Below are 19,359 nucleotides of genomic sequence, written 5' to 3' on the forward strand. Positions count from 1 at the left end.
CTCTCATATAGGGAAAATAACTTAGTTTAGTTTCCTTATTTGATACGATAAAGAGCTTTGTTTTATAATAAAATTGTTGTTCGGATAAAAGGAGGAAGAAGGGCATGTCCGAGGTTGGAACTTTAAAAAAAGGATTAGATATCTTCTCTTTGCTTTTAAACCGTCCGAATATGACTATTCCGGAAATGATGGAAGCGCTCGGTTTTAATAAGAGTACGATGTATCGTCTTGTGAGCACACTTGAACAAAACGGATTTATTGTAAGAAACCCGTCTAACCGCTATACGGTTTCACCACAACTGGTGCTGGCACTCGTACAAAATACGATGCATACGAACTATGAAATGAATTGGCTCTCTGTTCCTGCTATGCAGAAGCTGAGTGAAGAGACCAATGAGACCATTTACGCGGGAATTCTCCATCATAAACAGATGGTTACAACTCAGGTGGTGAACGGGCAATATAGCACTCGTACGCATTCCGAAGTAGGAAATAAAAAGCCGCTTCATGCAAATGCTATTGGAAAGTGTATTCTCGCTTATCAAGAGGACAGCGTGCAAAAATCTATTCTTCACGAACTTTCGCTTGAAGCTTATACAGATCGAACGATCACCGAGCTGGACGAGCTGGAAGCTGACTTAGCTTTAAGTAAGGAAAGAGGATATGCTGTCGATGATGAAGAACGGGAGCCTGGCGTTCGCTGTATTGCAGCCCCTATTTTCAGAAAAGGAAAAATAATGGCAGCTATTGCTTTATCAGGTCCATCCGTTCGTATTTCAGAAGAGAAAGACGAAGAACATGCTGCACTTGTTAAACAGTGCGCAGAACAAATTTCACAAGCAATTACTCTTTACGAATAATTCAACAGTAAAAAAGGGGATGAACAGCAACATGGAAAACTTACAGTCAACAACGACCTTAGCAAACGGCGTTAAAATGCCGTGGTTAGGTTTAGGTGTTTATAAAGTAGAAGATGGTCAAGAAGTTGTAGATTCAGTTAAATATGCAATCAAAGCTGGATACAAAAGCATTGATACGGCTAAAATTTATGAAAATGAAGAAGGCGTGGGACAAGCGATCAAAGAATCAGGTGTTTCTCGCGAAGAACTATTTGTTACATCAAAAGTGTGGAATGCAGATCAAGGATATGACACAACTCTTCAAGCGTTTGAAACAAGCTTAAACAAGCTAGGTCTTGAATATTTAGATTTATACTTAATTCACTGGCCGGTTGAAGGTAAGTATAAAGATACGTGGAAAGCACTTGAAAAGCTTTATAAAGACGGGAAGATCCGTGCAATCGGCGTATCGAATTTCCAAGTGCATCATCTAGAAGACTTAATTGCAGATGCAGAAGTTAAGCCGATGGTAAACCAAATCGAATTTCATCCACTTTTAACACAAACAGAAGTGCGTGAATACTGCAAAAAACAAGGAATCCAAGTGGAAGCATGGTCACCGCTTGCACAAGGTGAGCTGCTTGATAACGAAGTGTTAACTCAAATTGCTGAAAAGCACGGAAAATCAACTGCTCAAGTTATCTTACGTTGGGACTTACAAAACGAAGTAGTAACGATTCCTAAGTCAACAAAAGAACATCGTATTATCCAAAATGCAGACGTATTTGATTTTGAATTAAATGCAGAAGAAGTTGAAAAAATTAACGCATTAAATCAAAATCATCGCGTAGGTCCAGATCCAGATAACTTTGACTTTTAATGTTAAATTAAGACTAAAACGTCTTGTAAGATAAATAATAAACAAAGCGCTATTGTCATTCATGCAGTAGCGCTTTGTTTATTAATTAGGAAATGTGATGGTTGAACGAGGAGGAAAAGTAATGAAAATGTCAGGAAACACTATTTTAATTACGGGCGGAGCGTCTGGAATTGGATTGGCGCTTGCAGAACGTTTTTTAAAGGAAGGAAATGAAGTTATTATTTGTGGAAGAAGGGAATCAAAGCTGCAAGAAGCAAAAGAAAGATTCCCTTCGTTACATACAAAAGTGTGCGACGTATCAATAGAAGAAAGCAGAGTAGAGCTGGTAAAATGGGCGACTGAAAGGTTCCCAAAATTAAATGTTATTGTGAATAATGCAGGCATTCAGCAGCGCGTAAATCTTTTACACATGCACGAAGAGTGGCAGTATTACGAAAAAGAACTAATGAGTAATGTAAGTGCTCCTATTCATTTAACTTCGCTATTGATTCCTCATTTCGTTCAACAAGAACGTGCTGCGGTTATTAACGTAACGTCGGGGCTGTCTTTAACACCTGGAGCATGGGTGCCAATTTACAGCGCAACAAAAGCGGCGTTAAGGTCGTTTACGATTAGTTTAAGACATCAAGTAGAAGAAACAAATACCGAAGTGATAGAAATTCTTCCTCCAGCCGTGAACACGGATTTAGGAGGACCGGGACTTCATACATTTGGAGCACCGCTTGATGACTTTGCTGATTCAATATTTGAAGAACTGAAAAAAGGCAAAATCGAAATTGGCTATGGAGACAGCGCTAAAAGGCTTCATGCTTCTAAAGAAGAAATTGAGAAAGCTACAGCAAAGGCTTGGAGGGGGTTTTTAAAGAACAATCCTGAATTTTAAAGGCAGAAAGCAAAAAGGTTTCTAAAGCCTTCAATGGTAGCGGGTCATAAAAAGCGTGTGTCCATAAAATAAATGGACACACGCTTTTTATCATTAACGATCTACCGTTTGTCTAATTCGTTTTTCCATTTTCTCAAGCATGCGGAGGTACTCATCCTGTTCTTCTGGAGTTAGAGCAAAAAGCATGTCTTGCCAAAATAAATTTCGCTGCTCAATTACATAGTTCACTAATGTTTCGCCAGCTTCTGTTAAGGATATCCATACAATTCGGCGGTCTTTTTGGTCACGTACGCGCTTAATGAGTGCATCATCTTCTAATTGATTTAATAAAATGGTAGTAGCCCCGGAGGTTAGCTTTAGATTTGAAGAAATTTCGGCTACCATACGTTTAGAGCTGATTCCAATGAATTTTAGAATTAAAAATTTTGTAATGGTCAAATTATAGGGCTGCTCACTGATTTTATCTTCCAAGAGCTTTCGCTTGAGTTCAAATAATGAGGTTTTAACTTGGTCAAGTTTTTCTAGTTTATCTATTAACTGCTGATCCATCATAATCACCTTTTCTTTATCATTATAGGTGTTAAACAATTGCTGCTAGTTACCTATTGTGGTTTATGTATATAGGGAGTTTGTTCCAAAAAAAGGAGCTGTTTTTGTGTATAACCCTATGCTTATATATCTAACTTTAAAGTAAAGTAAAGTACTTGTAAAGAAACCAAAACTTTTAAGTTGTATTTCAGTTAAAGATGTAGTAAAGTATTCAGTCGGGAAAACTTTATGAAACATAAATGTTTAGTTTTAAAAATAAATTAAAATCAAAGTTATTTACAACTAAATATCTTTGTGATAAAGTTATCTAGCGTAATACTTAACTGAATGAAATATTAAGGAGGTAAAATAAATGTCAAGAGGGCGTTTAATTTTAATGAACTTTATCGGAATTATTGTAGTATTAGCTTTAATTATTGGTGGAGGATACTATTATATTCAGAAATCTAATTATGTATCCACAGACAATGCAAAAGTGTCGGGCGATCTTTATACAGTAGTAGCGCCAGCGGCAGGTAAAGTAGCAAGCTGGAATATTGAAGAAGGTAAAGATGTTTCAAAAGACGATGAGGTAGCTAAAATCCAATCAGAAGATGGAGAAAAAACAGTTACAGTACCAGAGGATGGTAAAATCATCAAAACACAGGTAAAAGAAAATCAAATGGTTCAAGCTGGTCAACAAATTGCTAGCGAAGTAGATATGAATAACTTATTCATCATTGCAAACATTAAAGAAGACAAATTAAAAGATATTGAAGCTGGCGATGACGTTGATGTAACAGTTGACGGAGATACTAAAACAACAATCGATGGAAAAGTAGAAGAAATCGGTTATGCAACAAACTCAATTTTCTCATTAATGCCAAGCTCTAATTCAGACGGCAACTATACGAAAGTATCACAAACAGTTCCTGTTAAAATCTCTATTTCTAACTACTCTGAAAACGTACTGCCAGGTATGAACGCAGAAGTTAAAATCTCTAAAAACTAAGAACGTACATGATTAAGAAGAGAAGAAAGGAGGAAGGAACTGATGTCAGCAAACACGATACAACCAGAGGAAAACTCAGTTAAAAAGCATATCCCGCTACTAGTCGTACTTATGCTTGGATTGTTCTTAGCAATTTTAAACCAAACGCTGCTAAATGTTGCGATTCCGCATCTGATTACAGAGTTTGGCGTTACGGCTAATACCGCACAGTGGTTGCTTACAGGATATATGCTTGTAAATGGTGCACTTATTCCATTATCAGCCTATTTAATTGAACGTTTTGGCGTTCGTCGCTTATTCTTATTTGCGATGGCCTGCTTTACAATTGGAGCGCTTGTCTGCGGAATCGCGCCGACTTTCTCAATTATGCTAATTGGACGTCTGGTTCAAGCAGTCGGGGGCGGAGTGCTAGCACCTCTAGTTATGACCATTATCGTATTTATTTTCCCTCCTCATATGCGCGGAAAAGGAATGGGTATCTTTGGTTTAGCCATGATGTTCGCTCCGGCAATTGGACCGACGCTTTCAGGATGGGTTATTCAAAACTATGACTGGCACATTTTATTTACGGGAATGGTGCCACTAGGTGCACTCGTACTTATTATTGCAGCTTTTAAATTAAAAGATATTAAACCGCCTCAAAATGTAAAAGTAGATCTAATTTCTGTGTTTACATCTCTTGCAGGTATGGCTTTACTTCTATACGGCTTCAGTGAAGCTGGAAACGATGGCTGGACGGATTCAGTTGTATTATCAACGATGATCGGCGGTATTGTCTTATTAATCATCTTTGTTGTACAGCAGCTTCGACTTAAAAGTCCATTACTTGATGTGAGAGTATTTAAATACAATATTTTCTCATTATCTAATATCATCAGTATTGCCATTACAATCAGCATGTATGCTGGTATGTTCTTATTACCGATTTATTTGCAAAACATCCGTGGCTATTCAGCGTTTGACTCAGGCTTATTAATCTTGCCTGGTGCACTTGTTATGCTAGTCATGTCACCGATTTCTGGTACGCTGTTTGATAAATTAGGACCGCGTCCACTAGGGATTGTCGGGATGTTGATTACGGTTGTGACAACATTTGAATTTACAAAATTAACGCTTGAAACACCGTTTAGTCATATTGTTATTATTTATATGATTCGTGCATTCGGTATGTCATTATTAATGATGCCGATTATGACAGCTGGTTTAAATCAGCTGCCGGCAAAATTAAGCAGCCACGGTACATCTATGTCGAACACGCTTCGTCAGGTGAGTGGTTCAATCGGTATCAGTTTAATGACTACAATCTTTACAAATCGCACAACATATCATGTGAATGAAATGAGCAGTTCAATGACTACATCTGATCCATTCTTTATGAATAACTTCCAGGTATTTGTGCAAAAGATTGCTCAAACGCTTCACCTTTCTCAAACAGAAGCGCAAAAACAAGCTTTAACAACATTAGCTGGAAAAGTTCAAGCGCAAGCAACTGTACAAGGAATTAACGACGCGTTTTACTGGACAGTTATCATTGCCATTATTGGATTGATTTTAAGTTTCTTCCTACGTGATGTTCGTAAAGATCCAGTGGTAGAAGTAGAAGAGACAGAAAAAGAAACAACAGACGATATTCGTATGTTACCGGCACCAAAAGATATGAACTCATAAGCAACGGAGGGATAAAGGATGAAAATTTGTATCGTATATGATAGTGAAGGCGGACATACAGAGGCATTAGCAAAAGCGATTGCTTCTGGCGCTGAGCTGTCTGGAGAAGCAACTGTATATGTAAAGCATGTCGAAGAAGCAGATGTACGTGAACTGCCTGAAATGGATGCTATTATTTGGGGCTGCCCAGGGCATTTTGGAACAATCAGTTCAGGGTTAAAAACGTGGATTGATAAATTAGGTTATTTATGGGCAGAAGGTAAATTAATTGATAAAGTAGGTGCGGTGTTCTGTACAACAGCTACAACGCACGGTGGCTTAGAAGCAACGCTTTTAAATTTAATTACACCAATGCTTCACCAAGGAATGGTTATCGCTGGCTTACCAGGTAACATTCCAGAAAATGCGCTGTACGGTACTTATTACGGTGTGGGAATTACTTGTCCAATCGAAGGTGACGAATTATTAACAGAGAACGACCAAGCGCTAGGTAAAGCGTTAGGAGAACGTGTTGTTCAAGTGACTAAACGAATGACACAAGGACAGTAGGTGACGGTATGTTAGGTATTTTACTGATCGTTGTAGCTGTGATTCTGGTTGTCCTAATTATTACAATGAATGCTAAAGCATCATCTTCTAAGCGCCAGCGTACAGTTCCACCTAAAAAAGAAGCGGCTGCTTCAAATGCTCCTAAAGAGCCAAAAGTAGAAGAGAAAAAAGTGGCAGAAAAAAAACCTGCAGCACCAAAAGAAACACTAAAAGAAGAGCCAAAAGAACCGCAGGCGAAGACGGAAACAAGAACATCTAGACATAAGAAAGAAAAAGATGTCATGAACGATGATATGTATCGTCAAGTGCTGCAAAAGTTTAGAGAAGGCGAAAAAGACGACACGGTTTTTACAAAAGAAGAACGTGACGTTATGAATGATGACGCTTTTCGTAAGGCTTTAAGATCGTTTAAGAAAAACGATAATGAATGAGTTTCTTCTATTATAATAGTACGGAATAAAACAGATAGAAAATAGGTTATAAGCATTCCGCGAAACCAGCCGCTCTCCCCAGGTTAGGTTTCGCTTGGAGTGCAGCAGGGGGCTGACATGTTAACATCGACTCCCTGATTATAAGAAAGGGGACGTCAAAACATGGAACAGCTCACATTTATTGAAGAGGTCCAGAGAATTTCGATATCCCTTAACAAAAAGGTAATGACAGAGATAAAAGAAAGGTTACTTTCACAAGGGATTACGCCTTTTCAATATCATATCTTATTAATTATCGGTAAATGCAGTCATATTGGAGTAACCAAGCTGGCAGAGGAGATGCGTGTAAAGCCTAGTGCGATCACTCCTGTTATTACTCGTTTAATAGACTTAGAGTTAGTTTCACGCTATCACTCTAAAGAGGATCGCCGTAAGGTAAACATTGAGTTAACTGCTAAAGGTGAACAAGTGATTGAAGAAGCAAATGAAATTGTGCAAAAGATGATTGCTCATTTCTTTTCTTGCTATGAGCCGAAAGATCAAGAGCAATTTTTGAAATTATTTAAGAAACTAGACGCTAATATCTAATGAAAGAAACATCACTTCTTAATGGAGTGATTTTTTTTTTGATAAAAAGATTGTCAACTTCACTTTTCCATGATATCATTTGTGTAAACGGTTACATATATGGAGGGAGGGAAATAAAGTGGTAACAATTCGTGATGTAGCAAAAGAAGCAGGCGTGTCCGTTGCGACCGTTTCGCGTGTTTTAAACAGTACAGGGTATGTAAAAGAAGACACGCGTGTGCGAGTAATGAATACAATTCAAAGATTAAACTACAGCCCTAACGAAGTAGCCCGTTCGCTTTATACACGTGAATCACGTTTGATTGGTCTATTGCTTCCAGACATCACAAACCCTTTTTTCCCTCAGCTCGCACGAGGAATAGAAGATGAAGTACATAGCCATGGATTTCGTTTAATTCTTGGCAATAGTGATGAGCAGTTAGAGAAAGAATTAACATATCTCCAAACGTTTACGCAAAATCATGTAGTAGGAATGATTACGGCAACAACAAGTTTAGCTCAGAAACTATATGAAGGTCTTACATTTCCCGTCGTGTTTTTAGATAGAAGTTCTGATCAGTATCCATCCGTTTATGCTGATGGTTTTGAAGGCGGGAAAATCGCTGCAGAAGAAATAATCAAAAGAGGAAGTAAAAGAATTACTCTTATCAAAGGTCCAGTAAATGTAAAGCCTGCTCAGGAACGTTTTCAAGGCTCTCTTTCTGTCTTGAGTCAGTCTGATGCAGACTTTTACGTATTAAATACAAATTCTCTAGCATTTGACGATGCGCAGAAATGGGCAAAGGAAATCTTTCAAAAGTACCCTGAAACAGACGGGATTATCGCAAGTAATGACATTGTAGCCACAGCTGTTTTACATGAGGCGTTTCGATTAGAGAAAAGCGTGCCTGATGATCTTCAAGTGATTGGTTTTGATGATATTCCGCAAAGCCGCTTTTCGTTTCCAGCCCTGTCTACAATTCGTCAGCCTGCTTATGAAATGGGCAAGCAAGCAGCAGGTCTGTTAATGAAATGCATTAAGAAAGAACCTTTAATTCAAAAGCAAGTACAACTACCCGTTACGTTTATTGAACGAAATACGACACGAAAGGTTGAGGAACATGGCTAAAGTAACTGTGATTGGAAGTTCATCAATGGATTTAGTAGTAACATCAAATATTCGTCCTGGAGCTGGAGAAACAGTGTTAGGAGAATCATTTAAAACCGTTCCGGGAGGAAAAGGAGCGAACCAAGCTGTTGCAGCAGCCCGGCTTGGAGCGGATGTGAGTATGATTGGATGTGTGGGCGAAGATCATTACGGAAAAGCAATCCTGGAGAATTTCAAATCAAACGGTGTATCTGTGGAAAATGTGAAACCGGTTACAGATTCAGATAGCGGAACAGCTCACATTATACTCGCTGAAGGAGACAACAGCATTGTAGTTGTTAAAGGAGCAAACGATTATATTACTCCAGACTACGTAGAAAAAGCCAAAGAAAAAATTAAAGAAGCTGATATCGTACTTATTCAGCAAGAAATTCCAGAAGAAACGGTTGAATATGTTGCTCAGCTTTGTCAGGAACTTAAAGTACCGCTTTTATTAAATCCAGCGCCTGCAAGACCATTAAAAGCAGAAGTGATTGAACAAGTTTCTTACATCACTCCAAATGAACATGAAGCAGCGCTTTTATTTGAAGGAAAAGAAAAAGAAGAAGTATTAAAACAGTATCCAAATAAATTGTTTATTACAGAAGGAAAACAAGGTGTACGCTATTTTAACGGCGAGAAAGAAGTATTGGTTCCTTCTTATCAAGTAGAAACGATTGATACAACAGGAGCAGGAGATACGTTTAACGCAGCGCTTGCTGTGGCACTTGCCGAAGGAATGGGTTTTGAAAAAGGAATTCAGTTTGCTAATCGCGCAGCTTCGCTATCCGTCACTAAATTTGGTGCACAAGGCGGTATGCCGACTCGCAAAGAAGTGGAGGAGAGTCTGTAAATGAAACGTCACGGAATGATTAACAGTCATATTACGAAAACACTAACAGATCTAGGTCATACAGACACTATTGTCATTGCAGATGCAGGGTTACCTGTTCCGCGTGACGTGCCTAAAATTGATTTATCTTTAAAGCTAGGAGTGCCTAGCTTTGAAGATGTAGTAGTAGCTGTGTTAGAAGATATGGCTACAGAAAAAATAGTGATTGCTTCTGAAATGAAAGAAAGAAACCAAAAGGCTTACGAGTTGATGGAAAAGCAAAACATCTTAGTAGAAGAAGTATCGCATGAACAATTGAAAATGTTGACAAGTAAAGCGAAAGTTGTGATTCGTACAGGAGAAGCAACTCCTTATGCAAACTGTATTTTACAAGCGGGAGTTATTTTTTAAAAGAGGTGAACAGCATGCATATTGCAATGAGAGGGATTCATAAAGCCTTTGGAGCAAACCGTGTACTAAGAGGCGTGGATTTTGAATTACATGAAGGTGAAGTTCACGCACTAATGGGGGAAAATGGAGCGGGGAAATCTACGCTGATGAATATTTTAACCGGACTTCATAAAAAAGATGAAGGACAAATTCTGATTGATGGCAAAGAGACGTATTTTCAAAACCCAAAAGAAGCAGAACAAAACGGAATTACCTTTATTCATCAAGAGCTGAACGTTTGGCCTGAAATGACGGTGCTTGAAAACTTATTTATCGGCAAAGAATTAAAAACACCTTTAGGTTTTTTAAAAACAAAAGAAATGAAAGCGTTAGCAAAGAAGCAGTTTGAAAAATTAGCTGTCACCATTCCTCTTGATCAAGAAGCAGGACTTTGTTCTGTCGGACAGCAGCAAATGATTGAGATAGCCAAAGCGCTGATGACGAATGCAAAAGTGATTATCATGGATGAGCCGACCGCAGCGCTTACTGAAAGAGAAATTCAAAAGTTATTTGACGTAATTAATGCGCTGCGAAAACAAGGTGTATCGATTGTCTATATTTCACATCGTATGGAAGAGATTTTCGCTATTTGTGATTCCATTACGGTCATGCGTGACGGACAGACGGTAGACAAAAAGCCGATTCCAGAAACCAGCTTCGATGATGTTGTTCGCAAAATGGTAGGAAGAGAGCTAACGGATCGATTTCCTGCTAGGACATCTCCTAAGGGAGACGTTGTATTTGAAGCAAAAGGCTTGGAGAGAAAAGGTGTATTTCAAGACGTTCATTTTTCAGTGCGATCAGGAGAAATTGTCGGCGTTGCGGGGCTAATGGGAGCTGGCAGAACCGAAATTATGCGCGCTATCTTCGGGCTTGATCCGTTAGAAAAAGGCGAAATTATCTTAAATGGCAAACGGGTCAGTATCACAAAGCCAGACCAAGCCATTAAATTAGGTCTCGGGTTCATTACAGAAGATCGTAAAACAGAAGGGCTCGTTCTGGATTTTTCTATTCGAGAAAATATTGCACTTCCAAGTCTATTCAGCTTTTCGCCAAAAGGCTTTATTGAACAAAAAAGCGAGCAGCAATTTGTAGATTTGCTTATTAAACGTTTAACGATCAAAACCGAGTCGTCTGAGACGAGTGCGGCTAATTTATCGGGAGGAAATCAGCAAAAAGTAGTTATTGCCAAGTGGATTGGCATTGGACCAAAAGTGCTAATTTTAGATGAACCAACTCGAGGAGTTGACGTCGGGGCGAAGCGTGAAATTTATCAGCTTATGAATGAACTGACAGACAGAGGCGTGGCTATTATCATGGTGTCTTCAGAGCTTCCGGAAGTACTCGGCATGAGTGATCGCATTTTGGTTGTGCATGAAGGAAAGATAACAGGTGAACTGACAAGTGAAGAAGCAACTCAAGAAAAAATTATGACATTTGCAACAGGAGGTCAGTAAAATGAAAGCAAACACAGCGATAAAAGAAAATCGCGTTGATAACGTGATGCAAAAGCTAGGTCCGTTACTAGGTTTATTTATTCTTATTGTCATTGTATCGATTTTAAATCCAAGCTTTTTAGAACCTTTAAATATTTTAAACTTGCTGCGTCAAGTAGCCATTAATGCCTTAATTGCATTCGGTATGACATTTGTTATTTTAACAGGGGGAATTGATTTATCCGTGGGCTCTATACTTGCTCTATCAAGTGCGTTAATGGCAGGTATGATTGTGTCAGGTGTAGATCCTATTTTAGCTATTTTAATAGGATGTGTGTTAGGAGCTGTAATGGGTATGGTTAACGGCTTACTTATTACAAAAGGAAAAATGGCGCCGTTTATTGCGACGCTAGCGACGATGACAATTTTTAGAGGATTAACGCTTGTTTATACAGATGGAAATCCGATTACGGGCTTAGGCGAAAACTATTACTTCCAGTTATTTGGCCGAGGCTATTTCCTAGGTATTCCTGTTCCAGCGATTACGATGGTATTAGCGTTTGCTGTCCTATGGGTGATTTTGCATAAAACACCGTTTGGCCGTAGAACATATGCAATCGGTGGAAATGAAAAAGCAGCATTTATTTCAGGAATCAAAGTTCCGAAAGTTAAGGTTATGATTTACTCACTAGCAGGATTATTGGCAGCGCTATCAGGAGCGATTTTGACTTCTCGCTTGAATTCTGCTCAGCCAACGGCAGGTACGTCTTACGAGTTAGATGCTATCGCCGCAGTAGTACTGGGTGGCACAAGCCTTTCTGGAGGACGTGGACGCATTGTTGGAACGTTAATTGGTGCGCTGATTATCGGAACATTAAACAACGGTTTGAACTTACTCGGCGTTTCGTCGTTTTACCAAATGGTCGTAAAAGGAATTGTTATTTTAATTGCGGTATTAATTGATCGCAAAAAGTCAGCTTAGGAGGGAAAAACATGAAGAAAATTTGGCTCGTGCTATTATCATTTTCATTATTACTGTTAGGGGCTTGTTCACTTCAGCCTCCTGAGTGGGCGAAACCATCTGAAAGTAAAAATTTAAAAGATATTAAAATTGGTTTATCTGTTTCTACATTAAACAATCCGTTCTTTGTTTCCCTAAAAGAAGGAGTACAAAAAGAAGCAAAAAAACTGGGCATGGAAGTAGTTGTAGTAGATGCTCAAAATGATTCAGCAAAACAAATTAACGATGTAGAAGATTTAATGCAGCAAGGTGTTAACATTCTGCTTATTAACCCAACGGATTCAGCCGCTATTTCAACAGCTGTACAATCGGCTAATAATGTAGGGATTCCAGTTATTACGCTAGATCGTTCAGCAGAAAAAGGAAAAGTGGAAACACTGGTAGCTTCAGATAATGTAAAAGGTGGTCAAATGGCTGCTGATTACATTGTAAAAAAAGTAGGTGAAAAAGCTCAGGTAGCAGAACTTGAAGGCGTGCCCGGAGCTTCAGCAACTCGTGAACGAGGAAAAGGGTTCCACAACGTTGCAGATCAAAAGCTAGATATTACGGCTAAACAGTCAGCTGATTTTGACCGTACAAAAGGCTTAAACGTTATGGAGAACGTTCTTCAAGGAAACCCTGGTATCAAAGCCGTATTTGCTCACAATGATGAAATGGCATTAGGAGCTATTCAAGCGATTAACAGCTCAGGAAAAGATGTATTAGTAGTAGGGTTTGATGGAAACGACGATGCAATTAAAGCAGTAAAAGAAGGAAAACTAGGAGCAACTGTAGCCCAGCAGCCTGTTTTAATTGGTAAACTTGCCGTAAAGTCTGCTAAAAATGTTCTTCAAGGCAAAAAAGTAGATAAGCAAATTCCAGTGCCTTTAAAACTAGTAACCTCTGAAAAATAATGGCTTTATACGTGTGAAGAAAAAAGACGCTCATTTGATTTATGGGCGTCTTTTTATATATATAAAGTGTAAAAAAGAAGTGAAAAAGTCACAACTTTATAAATAGTGTAGGAATTATGTAGGTGGAATTTATGTAATAAAAAGTAAAAAACACAGAAAAAAGGCGGTAAAACACATAATTTTCTGTGAAAAATTTGTAATATAGCTGTAATAATAAGCGTTTATTTTGATTTTTAAAGAGTAATTTTGCCCCCTTTGTGACAAAAATATATCTTTTTTAATAAACAGTAAACCTCTCTATCAAGGGATTTTGGTGGTAAATTCCCAGAAAGAGATTCTTGGTTATACAGATTATGGGAAACTTTTAACTGTATTGTAACATAAACAGCTAGTTTTTTATGGTATAACTATGTCTATGAGGAAAGGGGACTATTACTTTATGAAAATTTTTAAGCGTATGACTCTTGCAGCAGTCACAGGAATTTTCTTCATGACCGGCATTACAGAGACTCACGCCCAATCGAATGAAGAAGCGCTCCAGACTACTGAAAATAAAATTAAAGAAACAGAAAAGGCTGTTCAACAAAAAGAGAAAGAGAAACAGTCTATCAATTCAGATGTTCAAAACATACAGTCACAATTAAATTCATTACATACAGTAATCTCTAGCAACAAAAAAGAGTTAGCATCGACTGAAAAGCAGATTTCAGAAGCGAACAAAATGATTGAGAAAAAGAAAAAAGAGATCGTTTTGCTTCAGGAAAAAGTGTTAAGTCGTAAAGATATTATTGAAAATCGATTAGTTGCTTTACAGCAGGACGATAAAACAAGCGTTGTTATTGATACATTAATGAATGCTGATAACTTTGGAGATTTTGTTGCACGTATGGGTGCGGTCACAACTTTATTGTCAGCAGATAATGATATTTTAAAGCAGCATCAAAATGACTTAGATCAAATTGAAAAAGATAAAAAAGAAATTGATAAGCAAGAAAAAGTATTAGAAGCAGCAAAAAGTAGCCTAGCGGCTAAACAAGCTGAATTAGATAAAAACGTTGCGAAACAAACAGCAACGTTAACAACTATGCAAGAAAAATACAGTACGGTCGTAAATGAAATTGATGCAGCTTCTTCAGAAAAAGCAAATCTTCAGTCTGAACTAACAGGCATTCAAGATAAGATTGCAAAAGAAAAAGAAGCAGCTCAAAAGCAAGCTGAGCAAGTGGCAAAACAGCAGGCGGCTGAAAAGGCTGAGGCTGATGCAGAAGCAAAGCGTCAAGCTGAATTAGCAACAGCTAAAAAAGAAGTAAAAACAGAGCCGAAACAAGAAGTAAAAACAGCTGCGGCTACAGAGAAGAAAGCAGCCGTTTCTTCAGAAGCAAAAGAAACGAAAAAAGAAGAAAGCACACAAAAGCATTCTGGAAAAGAAATGTATGTAGAAGCAACAGCTTATACAGCTAATTGTGCAGGCTGCAGCGGCGTAACAGCCACTGGACAAAATGTAAGTTCAGGCACTCATAAAATTATTGCGGTAGATCCATCCGTTATTCCATTAGGTTCAAAAGTATATGTAGAAGGATACGGAGTGGCAACAGCAGGTGATACGGGCGGTGCGATTAAAGGATATCGAATTGACGTATTAGTACCTTCTGAGTCAGCTGCAAAAGCATTTGGACGTCGTACAGTGAAAGTAACGGTGCTAAACTAAAGAGAAGATCCGAACGATTTATCGTTCGGATTTTTTCATTTTGTTGGTTTTCAGATGAGATGGATGGAGCTATGTCTCAGCCTCTTCTTTGCATGTTTGGTGAGCAAGTTGCTAGCTAATCTATGCTCTTTTCGTTACCATACAATAAAGTAAATGGAAGAAAAGGAGTGGGTAAAATGAAGGTAGTTGATCCAGCGGTACAAAGTGCAAAAGATAATTATCATTTGCTAACAGGTGTTGTCATTCCCCGGCCAATTGCGTTTATTACAAGTCAAAATGATGACGGTGTAGTGAATGCCGCTCCGTTTAGTTTTTTTAATGTAGTTGCGGCAGAGCCTCCGCTGATTGCCGTTTCGATTTCGAGAAGTGAAGGTCAAATGACGAAAGATACGGCCAAAAATATTAGTGCATCTAAAGAATTTGTAGTTCATCTTGTAGACGAAAACTTAGTGGAACAGGTGAATCAAGCGGCATCTTCTTACCCTTCTTCCGTGAGTGAAGTCGAGGAAACAGGGTTAACACTAGCACCGAGCAAAAAAGTGCAGGTTCCCGGAATTCAAGAAGCCAGCATTCGAATGGAATGTAAGCTTCACCAAATTGTTCCATTAGGAACGGATGAGGCATACAGCTCAGATTTGTTTATCGGTGAAGTTGTGATGTTTCATATTAGTGAAAAAGTGATAGAAAACGATCGCGTTTCTGCAGAACGTGCGAAGCCAGTCAGCCGGCTTGCGGGTTCTAACTATAGTAAATTGGGGCAATTATTTTCCTTAGAACGTCCTAAATAAGCAAGAAAGTGTTACTTATGTAGCAAAAAAATAGTATACATTGGATTTTTTTAAATAAGCGATTGTGTTCTGTTTCAACAATAACAGTACATTCGCTTTTTTTTATGAACGAAAAAGTTAATAGAAACCATAATAACAAAATCAATTTACAAAAAGGCAAAAATGTAAGGTTTTTGCCTTTTATATTTACCATTGAGGAAAAGGGTATTCATTCATATAATTTAGATTAAGTAAATTGTATACGCTTTCAATATACAGAATTATTTTTCAATAATTCTCTGGAGAAAGAGTCATGAGCGTTTACAAAAAAACTTGCCACACTAGGAGACGAGATTATAGGAGGGGTATTCATTGAAACGTTGGTTTAGTTTAATCAGTTTTGCACTCATTTTAACCCTAGTACTTGCAGGATGCGGAGGAAAGTCCGCTAATGAAACAAGTGGTAGCGGTGGAAAAGAAGTTGTTGCATGGGCTTGGAATATTAACGTACCGGTATTAAAGAAAGCAGCAGCAGAATATCAAAAAGAGAATCCAGGATTTAAATTAAAAGTAGTGGATATGGGACGTGAAGACGTTTATTCAAAACTAACAACAGGATTGCAGGCTGGCGGAAAAGGTCTTCCTGATATTGTATTAGTAGAAGACGATCGTTTCCAAGGATATTTGGATGCATTTCCAAAGGCATTTTTAAACCTATCTAAAAAAGGATTCGATAAGCAAGAAGATAAATTTCCAGAGTTTAAGAAAGCTCTTTTATCAAAGGATGGGGACATGTACGGCTTCCCGTTTGATGCAGGTCCGACAGGCGTTTTCTACCGCACAGATTACTTTGAAAAAGCAGGCGTAGATCCAAACAGTATCAAAACATGGGATGATTACATTGCGGCTGGTAAGAAAATTAAAGAAAAAGTTGGCGTTGATTTACTAGGTTTAGATTTTAATAATGACGATGGCTTATTCCGAATGGCACTAACGCAGCAAGGTACGTTCTATTTTAATAACAAAGGTAAGCTCAATTTAACTTCTAAAGAAGCGAAAAAAGCGATGGAGTTAAATAAGAAGTTAAAAGAAGCAGGCATTGTTAAAAATACAGTGGGCTGGGATGCTTCAATCAGTGCTTTAGCAGAAGGTAAAGTAGCAAGTTCACCATCTGGTGCTTGGCTATCTGGTTCTATTACGCAGCAGGCTCCAGATTTAAAAGGAAAATGGGGAGTATTTTTATTACCTTCGTTTGAAGAAGGAGGCAACCGTGCTTCTAACTTAGGCGGAAGCAACTATGTGATTTCAGCAAATAGCCAAAAAGCAGATGAAGCGTACAAATTTATGGAATATTTCTCAACAACAGATAAAGTTCAAGAAGAAGCGATGAAGGGCGGATTATTCCCATCATTAAATACCGTATATTCTTCAAAATTATTCACTGCACAAGATGAGTACTTTAACAATCAGACGATTTGGAAAACATTCGCAGATGAAATGAAAGATATTAAGCCGGTTAATTTTACAGGCAATTACTCAGTTGCAAACAGTGAAGCAGTCAAAGCTGTGTCAGAGGTAACAAATGGTAAGGGCGTTACAGACTCGCTTGAAGCAGCTCAAAAACGCTTAGAAAACCGAATTCAAAAATAATCAAGAAGCATAGAAGGTGATTTCTAGAAAATTGCCTTCTATCTCTTCTTCTTGCGGTACTAGGAGGTCATCATGAAGACAAATAAATCATTGCCTTACTTATTTATTGCTCCAGCACTTTTGCTGTTCGCGCTGTTTACCATCTATCCTATTTTTTCATCGTTTATTCTAAGCTTTCAGAGTATGGAAGGCGGAAAATATGTATTTACCGGTTTATCAAACTATACACGTTTGCTCGGAGATGATATTTTCTGGAAAGCGCTTGGAAATACGGGGATTATTTTAATCGTTCAAGTACCCGTCATGATTTTATTAGCGCTTGTACTAGCTAACGCGTTAAACAGTCAGCTTTTAAGACTAAAAGGTTTTTTCCGAGTTTCATTTTTCTTGCCCGCAGTAACGTCGCTAGTTGCCTATTCTATTTTGTTTTCAATCATTCTTCAAGATGAAGGAATTATGAATACTATTTTAGGGTTTTTCGGTATCGATGCCATTCAGTGGCTGGGAGATCCTTTCTGGGCTAAAGTCTCAATCATCGTGGCGATGACTTGGAGATGGACAGGTTATAATATGGTTATTTTTCTAGCAGCTCTTCAAAGTTTATCTCATGAAGTTTACGAAGCAGCTGATTTAGACGGGGCAAATCGTATTCAAAAGTTTTTCCACGTAACGGTTCCACAATTAAAACCCGTTATCTTGTTTGCTACTATTTTATCAACAATTGGCACGCTTCAATTGTTTGACGAACCTTTTAACTTAACAAAAGGCGGCCCTGCTGATTCCACGATGACGCTAGGCTTATATATTTATCAAAATGGCTTTAAATATTTTGATTTTGGATATGCTTCAGCCATTGCGTACGTTGTTGTATTATTAGTCGGTATTTTAACGTTCTTCCAATTTAAATTTACGGGTGATAAATCATGAGTGTATTAGAGAGAGTAGAAGCAACCGCAGTAGCTACCGTGCCTAAGGTTAAAAAGAAAAGCAACATCATGCGTAAAATAGGATTATACAGCATGCTTGGGCTGTTCACGATTATCTCTATTTTTCCGTTTTACTGGATGATTATCGGCGCTACGAATGAATCGGGAAAAATGTTTACAAACCCTCCAACGCTGAAGCCTGGCGATCAATTTATGACAAATCTACAAAATTTAAATGCTTCAATTGATTTAGGGCGGGTCTTTTTTAACTCAGTATTTGTTTCAGTCGTGTATGTGATTGTAGCTTTAATGGTCTGTTCTACAGCTGCATATGCGCTATCTAAATTTGAATTCAAAGGCCGAAACGCAATTTTCACTACGCTTTTATTGTCCATGATGATTCCATATCAAGCAACGCTCATTCCGCTTTTTCAGCTGATGTCGAATTTTAATTTGCTTGATACGTATTTTGCTCTTATTGTTCCGCAGCTGTGCTTTCCGTTCGCTATCTTTTTATTACGTCAGAACTTTTTAGCTTTTCCAACGGAACTGATTGAAGCAGCACGTTTGGACGGTGCTGGAGAGATGAGAATCTTTTTAACCATTGTGCTTCCTTCTATGAAGCCTGCGATGGCTGCAGCAGCTATTTTCTTATTTATGACACAGTGGAATAACTTTATGTGGCCTTTAGTTGCGACTACATCAAACGAAATGGCTACATTGCCAGTTGCTCTTTCAAGCTTAATTGGATTATCGATTATTGATTACGGTCAAGTAATGATGGGGGTAACGATTGCAACCATTCCAATCATTGTCTTCTTCCTAGCACTTCAGCGTCATTTTATTTCAGGAATGCTTGGAAGTGCAGTAAAATAAAAAGCAGCAGATGTTGAGAAAAAAGTATGTTAGTTAAAGAAGGATCCGAAAGAATCTGATTGTTGATCGAGAATCAAATTCGTTCGGATTTTTTCCTTTCTAGGATGAACGTAGATTTAATTGTAGTTAATTGCTTCTAGGTGTTGATTGGAGGGCAAGACGAAGACTCCTGCGGGAAAAGCGGAACAGGTGAGACCCTGCAGGAGCGTAAGCGACGAGGAGGCTCACCGGCCGCCCGCGGAAAGCGAAGTCTTGCACGGAAATCAACAGCTGTGTAACAAGTAATTCATACTAGT

Annotated in this window: 21 protein-coding genes; 20 read left to right on the forward strand and 1 reads right to left on the reverse strand. The window is 38.3% G+C overall.

Features of this window, described 5'->3' with window-relative positions; genetic code table 11:
- Positions 1-104: 104 nt before the first annotated feature.
- From ACNHOZ_RS13520 to ACNHOZ_RS13530, 3 genes are all read left to right on the forward strand, one after another.
- Positions 105-860 carry an IclR family transcriptional regulator gene (locus ACNHOZ_RS13520; RefSeq protein WP_028412172.1) on the forward strand — a complete coding sequence of 252 codons (756 nt, stop codon included), beginning with the start codon at positions 105-107 and terminating at the stop codon, positions 858-860.
- A gap of 31 nt (positions 861-891) precedes the next feature.
- Positions 892-1,719 carry an aldo/keto reductase gene (locus ACNHOZ_RS13525; RefSeq protein ID WP_028412173.1) on the forward strand — a complete coding sequence of 276 codons (828 nt, stop codon included), beginning with the start codon at positions 892-894 and terminating at the stop codon, positions 1,717-1,719.
- Between the two features lie 121 nt (positions 1,720-1,840).
- A complete protein-coding gene (locus ACNHOZ_RS13530) occupies positions 1,841-2,602 on the forward strand; it encodes an SDR family oxidoreductase (RefSeq protein WP_255899403.1) in 762 nt (253 codons plus the stop codon).
- A 93-nt stretch (positions 2,603-2,695) separates the two neighbouring features.
- Here ACNHOZ_RS13530 and ACNHOZ_RS13535 read toward each other — a convergent pair whose 3' ends face one another.
- Positions 2,696-3,151, reverse strand: a complete 456-nt coding sequence (locus ACNHOZ_RS13535) for a MarR family winged helix-turn-helix transcriptional regulator (protein WP_025749716.1) — start codon at positions 3,149-3,151, stop codon at positions 2,696-2,698.
- Positions 3,152-3,503: 352 nt separating this feature from the next.
- Between ACNHOZ_RS13535 and ACNHOZ_RS13540 the strand changes: the two genes are divergently transcribed.
- The 17 genes from ACNHOZ_RS13540 (at position 3,504) to ACNHOZ_RS13620 (ending at position 19,341) form a co-directional block, all read left to right on the forward strand.
- Positions 3,504-4,142, forward strand: a complete 639-nt coding sequence (locus tag ACNHOZ_RS13540) for an HlyD family efflux transporter periplasmic adaptor subunit (RefSeq protein ID WP_028412179.1) — start codon at positions 3,504-3,506, stop codon at positions 4,140-4,142.
- A 42-nt stretch (positions 4,143-4,184) separates the two neighbouring features.
- The gene (locus tag ACNHOZ_RS13545) at positions 4,185-5,810 is read left to right on the forward strand and encodes a DHA2 family efflux MFS transporter permease subunit (RefSeq protein WP_048020104.1); all 1,626 of its coding nucleotides are present in this window, start codon (positions 4,185-4,187) and stop codon (positions 5,808-5,810) included.
- A gap of 18 nt (positions 5,811-5,828) precedes the next feature.
- Positions 5,829-6,359: an NAD(P)H-dependent oxidoreductase gene (locus ACNHOZ_RS13550; RefSeq protein ID WP_014461382.1), complete on the forward strand. Its 531-nt coding sequence runs from the start codon at positions 5,829-5,831 to the stop codon at positions 6,357-6,359.
- Positions 6,360-6,367: 8 nt separating this feature from the next.
- On the forward strand, positions 6,368-6,790 hold the full coding sequence (locus tag ACNHOZ_RS13555; protein WP_034269671.1) for a hypothetical protein: 423 nt from the start codon (positions 6,368-6,370) through the stop codon (positions 6,788-6,790).
- Positions 6,791-6,952: 162 nt separating this feature from the next.
- Positions 6,953-7,378, forward strand: coding sequence for a MarR family winged helix-turn-helix transcriptional regulator (locus ACNHOZ_RS13560; RefSeq protein WP_028412182.1), 426 nt, complete (start codon positions 6,953-6,955; stop codon positions 7,376-7,378).
- A 118-nt stretch (positions 7,379-7,496) separates the two neighbouring features.
- On the forward strand, positions 7,497-8,486 hold the full coding sequence (locus ACNHOZ_RS13565; protein WP_028412183.1) for a LacI family DNA-binding transcriptional regulator: 990 nt from the start codon (positions 7,497-7,499) through the stop codon (positions 8,484-8,486).
- Positions 8,479-9,357: a ribokinase gene (gene rbsK, locus ACNHOZ_RS13570; protein ID WP_028412184.1), complete on the forward strand. Its 879-nt coding sequence runs from the start codon at positions 8,479-8,481 to the stop codon at positions 9,355-9,357. Before ACNHOZ_RS13565 ends, rbsK begins: the two co-directional genes overlap by 8 nt.
- Positions 9,358-9,747, forward strand: coding sequence for a D-ribose pyranase (rbsD, locus tag ACNHOZ_RS13575; protein ID WP_048020105.1), 390 nt, complete (start codon positions 9,358-9,360; stop codon positions 9,745-9,747). It begins immediately after the preceding gene.
- A gap of 14 nt (positions 9,748-9,761) precedes the next feature.
- The gene (locus ACNHOZ_RS13580) at positions 9,762-11,243 is read left to right on the forward strand and encodes a sugar ABC transporter ATP-binding protein (protein ID WP_028412185.1); all 1,482 of its coding nucleotides are present in this window, start codon (positions 9,762-9,764) and stop codon (positions 11,241-11,243) included.
- A 1-nt stretch (position 11,244) separates the two neighbouring features.
- On the forward strand, positions 11,245-12,204 hold the full coding sequence (gene rbsC / locus ACNHOZ_RS13585) for a ribose ABC transporter permease RbsC (protein ID WP_033578167.1): 960 nt from the start codon (positions 11,245-11,247) through the stop codon (positions 12,202-12,204).
- A gap of 11 nt (positions 12,205-12,215) precedes the next feature.
- On the forward strand, positions 12,216-13,136 hold the full coding sequence (rbsB, locus tag ACNHOZ_RS13590; protein ID WP_014461376.1) for a ribose ABC transporter substrate-binding protein RbsB: 921 nt from the start codon (positions 12,216-12,218) through the stop codon (positions 13,134-13,136).
- Between the two features lie 439 nt (positions 13,137-13,575).
- Complete coding sequence (locus tag ACNHOZ_RS13595) at positions 13,576-14,844, forward strand: 3D domain-containing protein (protein ID WP_034269680.1); 1,269 nt, start codon at positions 13,576-13,578, stop codon at positions 14,842-14,844.
- Positions 14,845-15,020: 176 nt separating this feature from the next.
- Positions 15,021-15,632 carry a flavin reductase family protein gene (locus ACNHOZ_RS13600; RefSeq protein WP_048020106.1) on the forward strand — a complete coding sequence of 204 codons (612 nt, stop codon included), beginning with the start codon at positions 15,021-15,023 and terminating at the stop codon, positions 15,630-15,632.
- Between the two features lie 351 nt (positions 15,633-15,983).
- Positions 15,984-17,261 (forward strand): ABC transporter substrate-binding protein, encoded by a 1,278-nt coding sequence (locus tag ACNHOZ_RS13605; RefSeq protein WP_028412189.1) that lies wholly within the window; start codon positions 15,984-15,986, stop codon positions 17,259-17,261.
- 72 nt (positions 17,262-17,333) lie between these two features.
- On the forward strand, positions 17,334-18,188 hold the full coding sequence (locus ACNHOZ_RS13610) for a carbohydrate ABC transporter permease (RefSeq protein ID WP_014461372.1): 855 nt from the start codon (positions 17,334-17,336) through the stop codon (positions 18,186-18,188).
- 68 nt (positions 18,189-18,256) lie between these two features.
- Positions 18,257-19,063: a carbohydrate ABC transporter permease gene (locus tag ACNHOZ_RS13615; RefSeq protein ID WP_013055640.1), complete on the forward strand. Its 807-nt coding sequence runs from the start codon at positions 18,257-18,259 to the stop codon at positions 19,061-19,063.
- 143 nt (positions 19,064-19,206) lie between these two features.
- The gene (locus ACNHOZ_RS13620; protein ID WP_255219835.1) at positions 19,207-19,341 is read left to right on the forward strand and encodes a hypothetical protein; all 135 of its coding nucleotides are present in this window, start codon (positions 19,207-19,209) and stop codon (positions 19,339-19,341) included.
- Positions 19,342-19,359: the final 18 nt, after the last annotated feature.

It is taken from the genome of Priestia sp. D51 (assembly GCF_053345675.1).

Bases quoted from the DNA above. Each gene is read 5' to 3' on its own strand.
- ACNHOZ_RS13520 (WP_028412172.1), top strand. From the start codon at position 105: ATGTCCGAGGTTGGAACTTTAAAAAAAGGATTAGATATCTTCTCTTTG.
- ACNHOZ_RS13525 (WP_028412173.1), top strand. From the start codon at position 892: ATGGAAAACTTACAGTCAACAACGACCTTAGCAAACGGCGTTAAAATG.
- ACNHOZ_RS13530 (WP_255899403.1), top strand. From the start codon at position 1,841: ATGAAAATGTCAGGAAACACTATTTTAATTACGGGCGGAGCGTCTGGA.
- ACNHOZ_RS13535 (WP_025749716.1), bottom strand. From the start codon at position 3,151: ATGGATCAGCAGTTAATAGATAAACTAGAAAAACTTGACCAAGTTAAA.
- ACNHOZ_RS13540 (WP_028412179.1), top strand. From the start codon at position 3,504: ATGTCAAGAGGGCGTTTAATTTTAATGAACTTTATCGGAATTATTGTA.
- ACNHOZ_RS13545 (WP_048020104.1), top strand. From the start codon at position 4,185: ATGTCAGCAAACACGATACAACCAGAGGAAAACTCAGTTAAAAAGCAT.
- ACNHOZ_RS13550 (WP_014461382.1), top strand. From the start codon at position 5,829: ATGAAAATTTGTATCGTATATGATAGTGAAGGCGGACATACAGAGGCA.
- ACNHOZ_RS13555 (WP_034269671.1), top strand. From the start codon at position 6,368: ATGTTAGGTATTTTACTGATCGTTGTAGCTGTGATTCTGGTTGTCCTA.
- ACNHOZ_RS13560 (WP_028412182.1), top strand. From the start codon at position 6,953: ATGGAACAGCTCACATTTATTGAAGAGGTCCAGAGAATTTCGATATCC.
- rbsK (WP_028412184.1), top strand. From the start codon at position 8,479: ATGGCTAAAGTAACTGTGATTGGAAGTTCATCAATGGATTTAGTAGTA.
- rbsD (WP_048020105.1), top strand. From the start codon at position 9,358: ATGAAACGTCACGGAATGATTAACAGTCATATTACGAAAACACTAACA.
- ACNHOZ_RS13580 (WP_028412185.1), top strand. From the start codon at position 9,762: ATGCATATTGCAATGAGAGGGATTCATAAAGCCTTTGGAGCAAACCGT.
- rbsC (WP_033578167.1), top strand. From the start codon at position 11,245: ATGAAAGCAAACACAGCGATAAAAGAAAATCGCGTTGATAACGTGATG.
- rbsB (WP_014461376.1), top strand. From the start codon at position 12,216: ATGAAGAAAATTTGGCTCGTGCTATTATCATTTTCATTATTACTGTTA.
- ACNHOZ_RS13595 (WP_034269680.1), top strand. From the start codon at position 13,576: ATGAAAATTTTTAAGCGTATGACTCTTGCAGCAGTCACAGGAATTTTC.
- ACNHOZ_RS13600 (WP_048020106.1), top strand. From the start codon at position 15,021: ATGAAGGTAGTTGATCCAGCGGTACAAAGTGCAAAAGATAATTATCAT.
- ACNHOZ_RS13610 (WP_014461372.1), top strand. From the start codon at position 17,334: ATGAAGACAAATAAATCATTGCCTTACTTATTTATTGCTCCAGCACTT.
- ACNHOZ_RS13615 (WP_013055640.1), top strand. From the start codon at position 18,257: ATGCGTAAAATAGGATTATACAGCATGCTTGGGCTGTTCACGATTATC.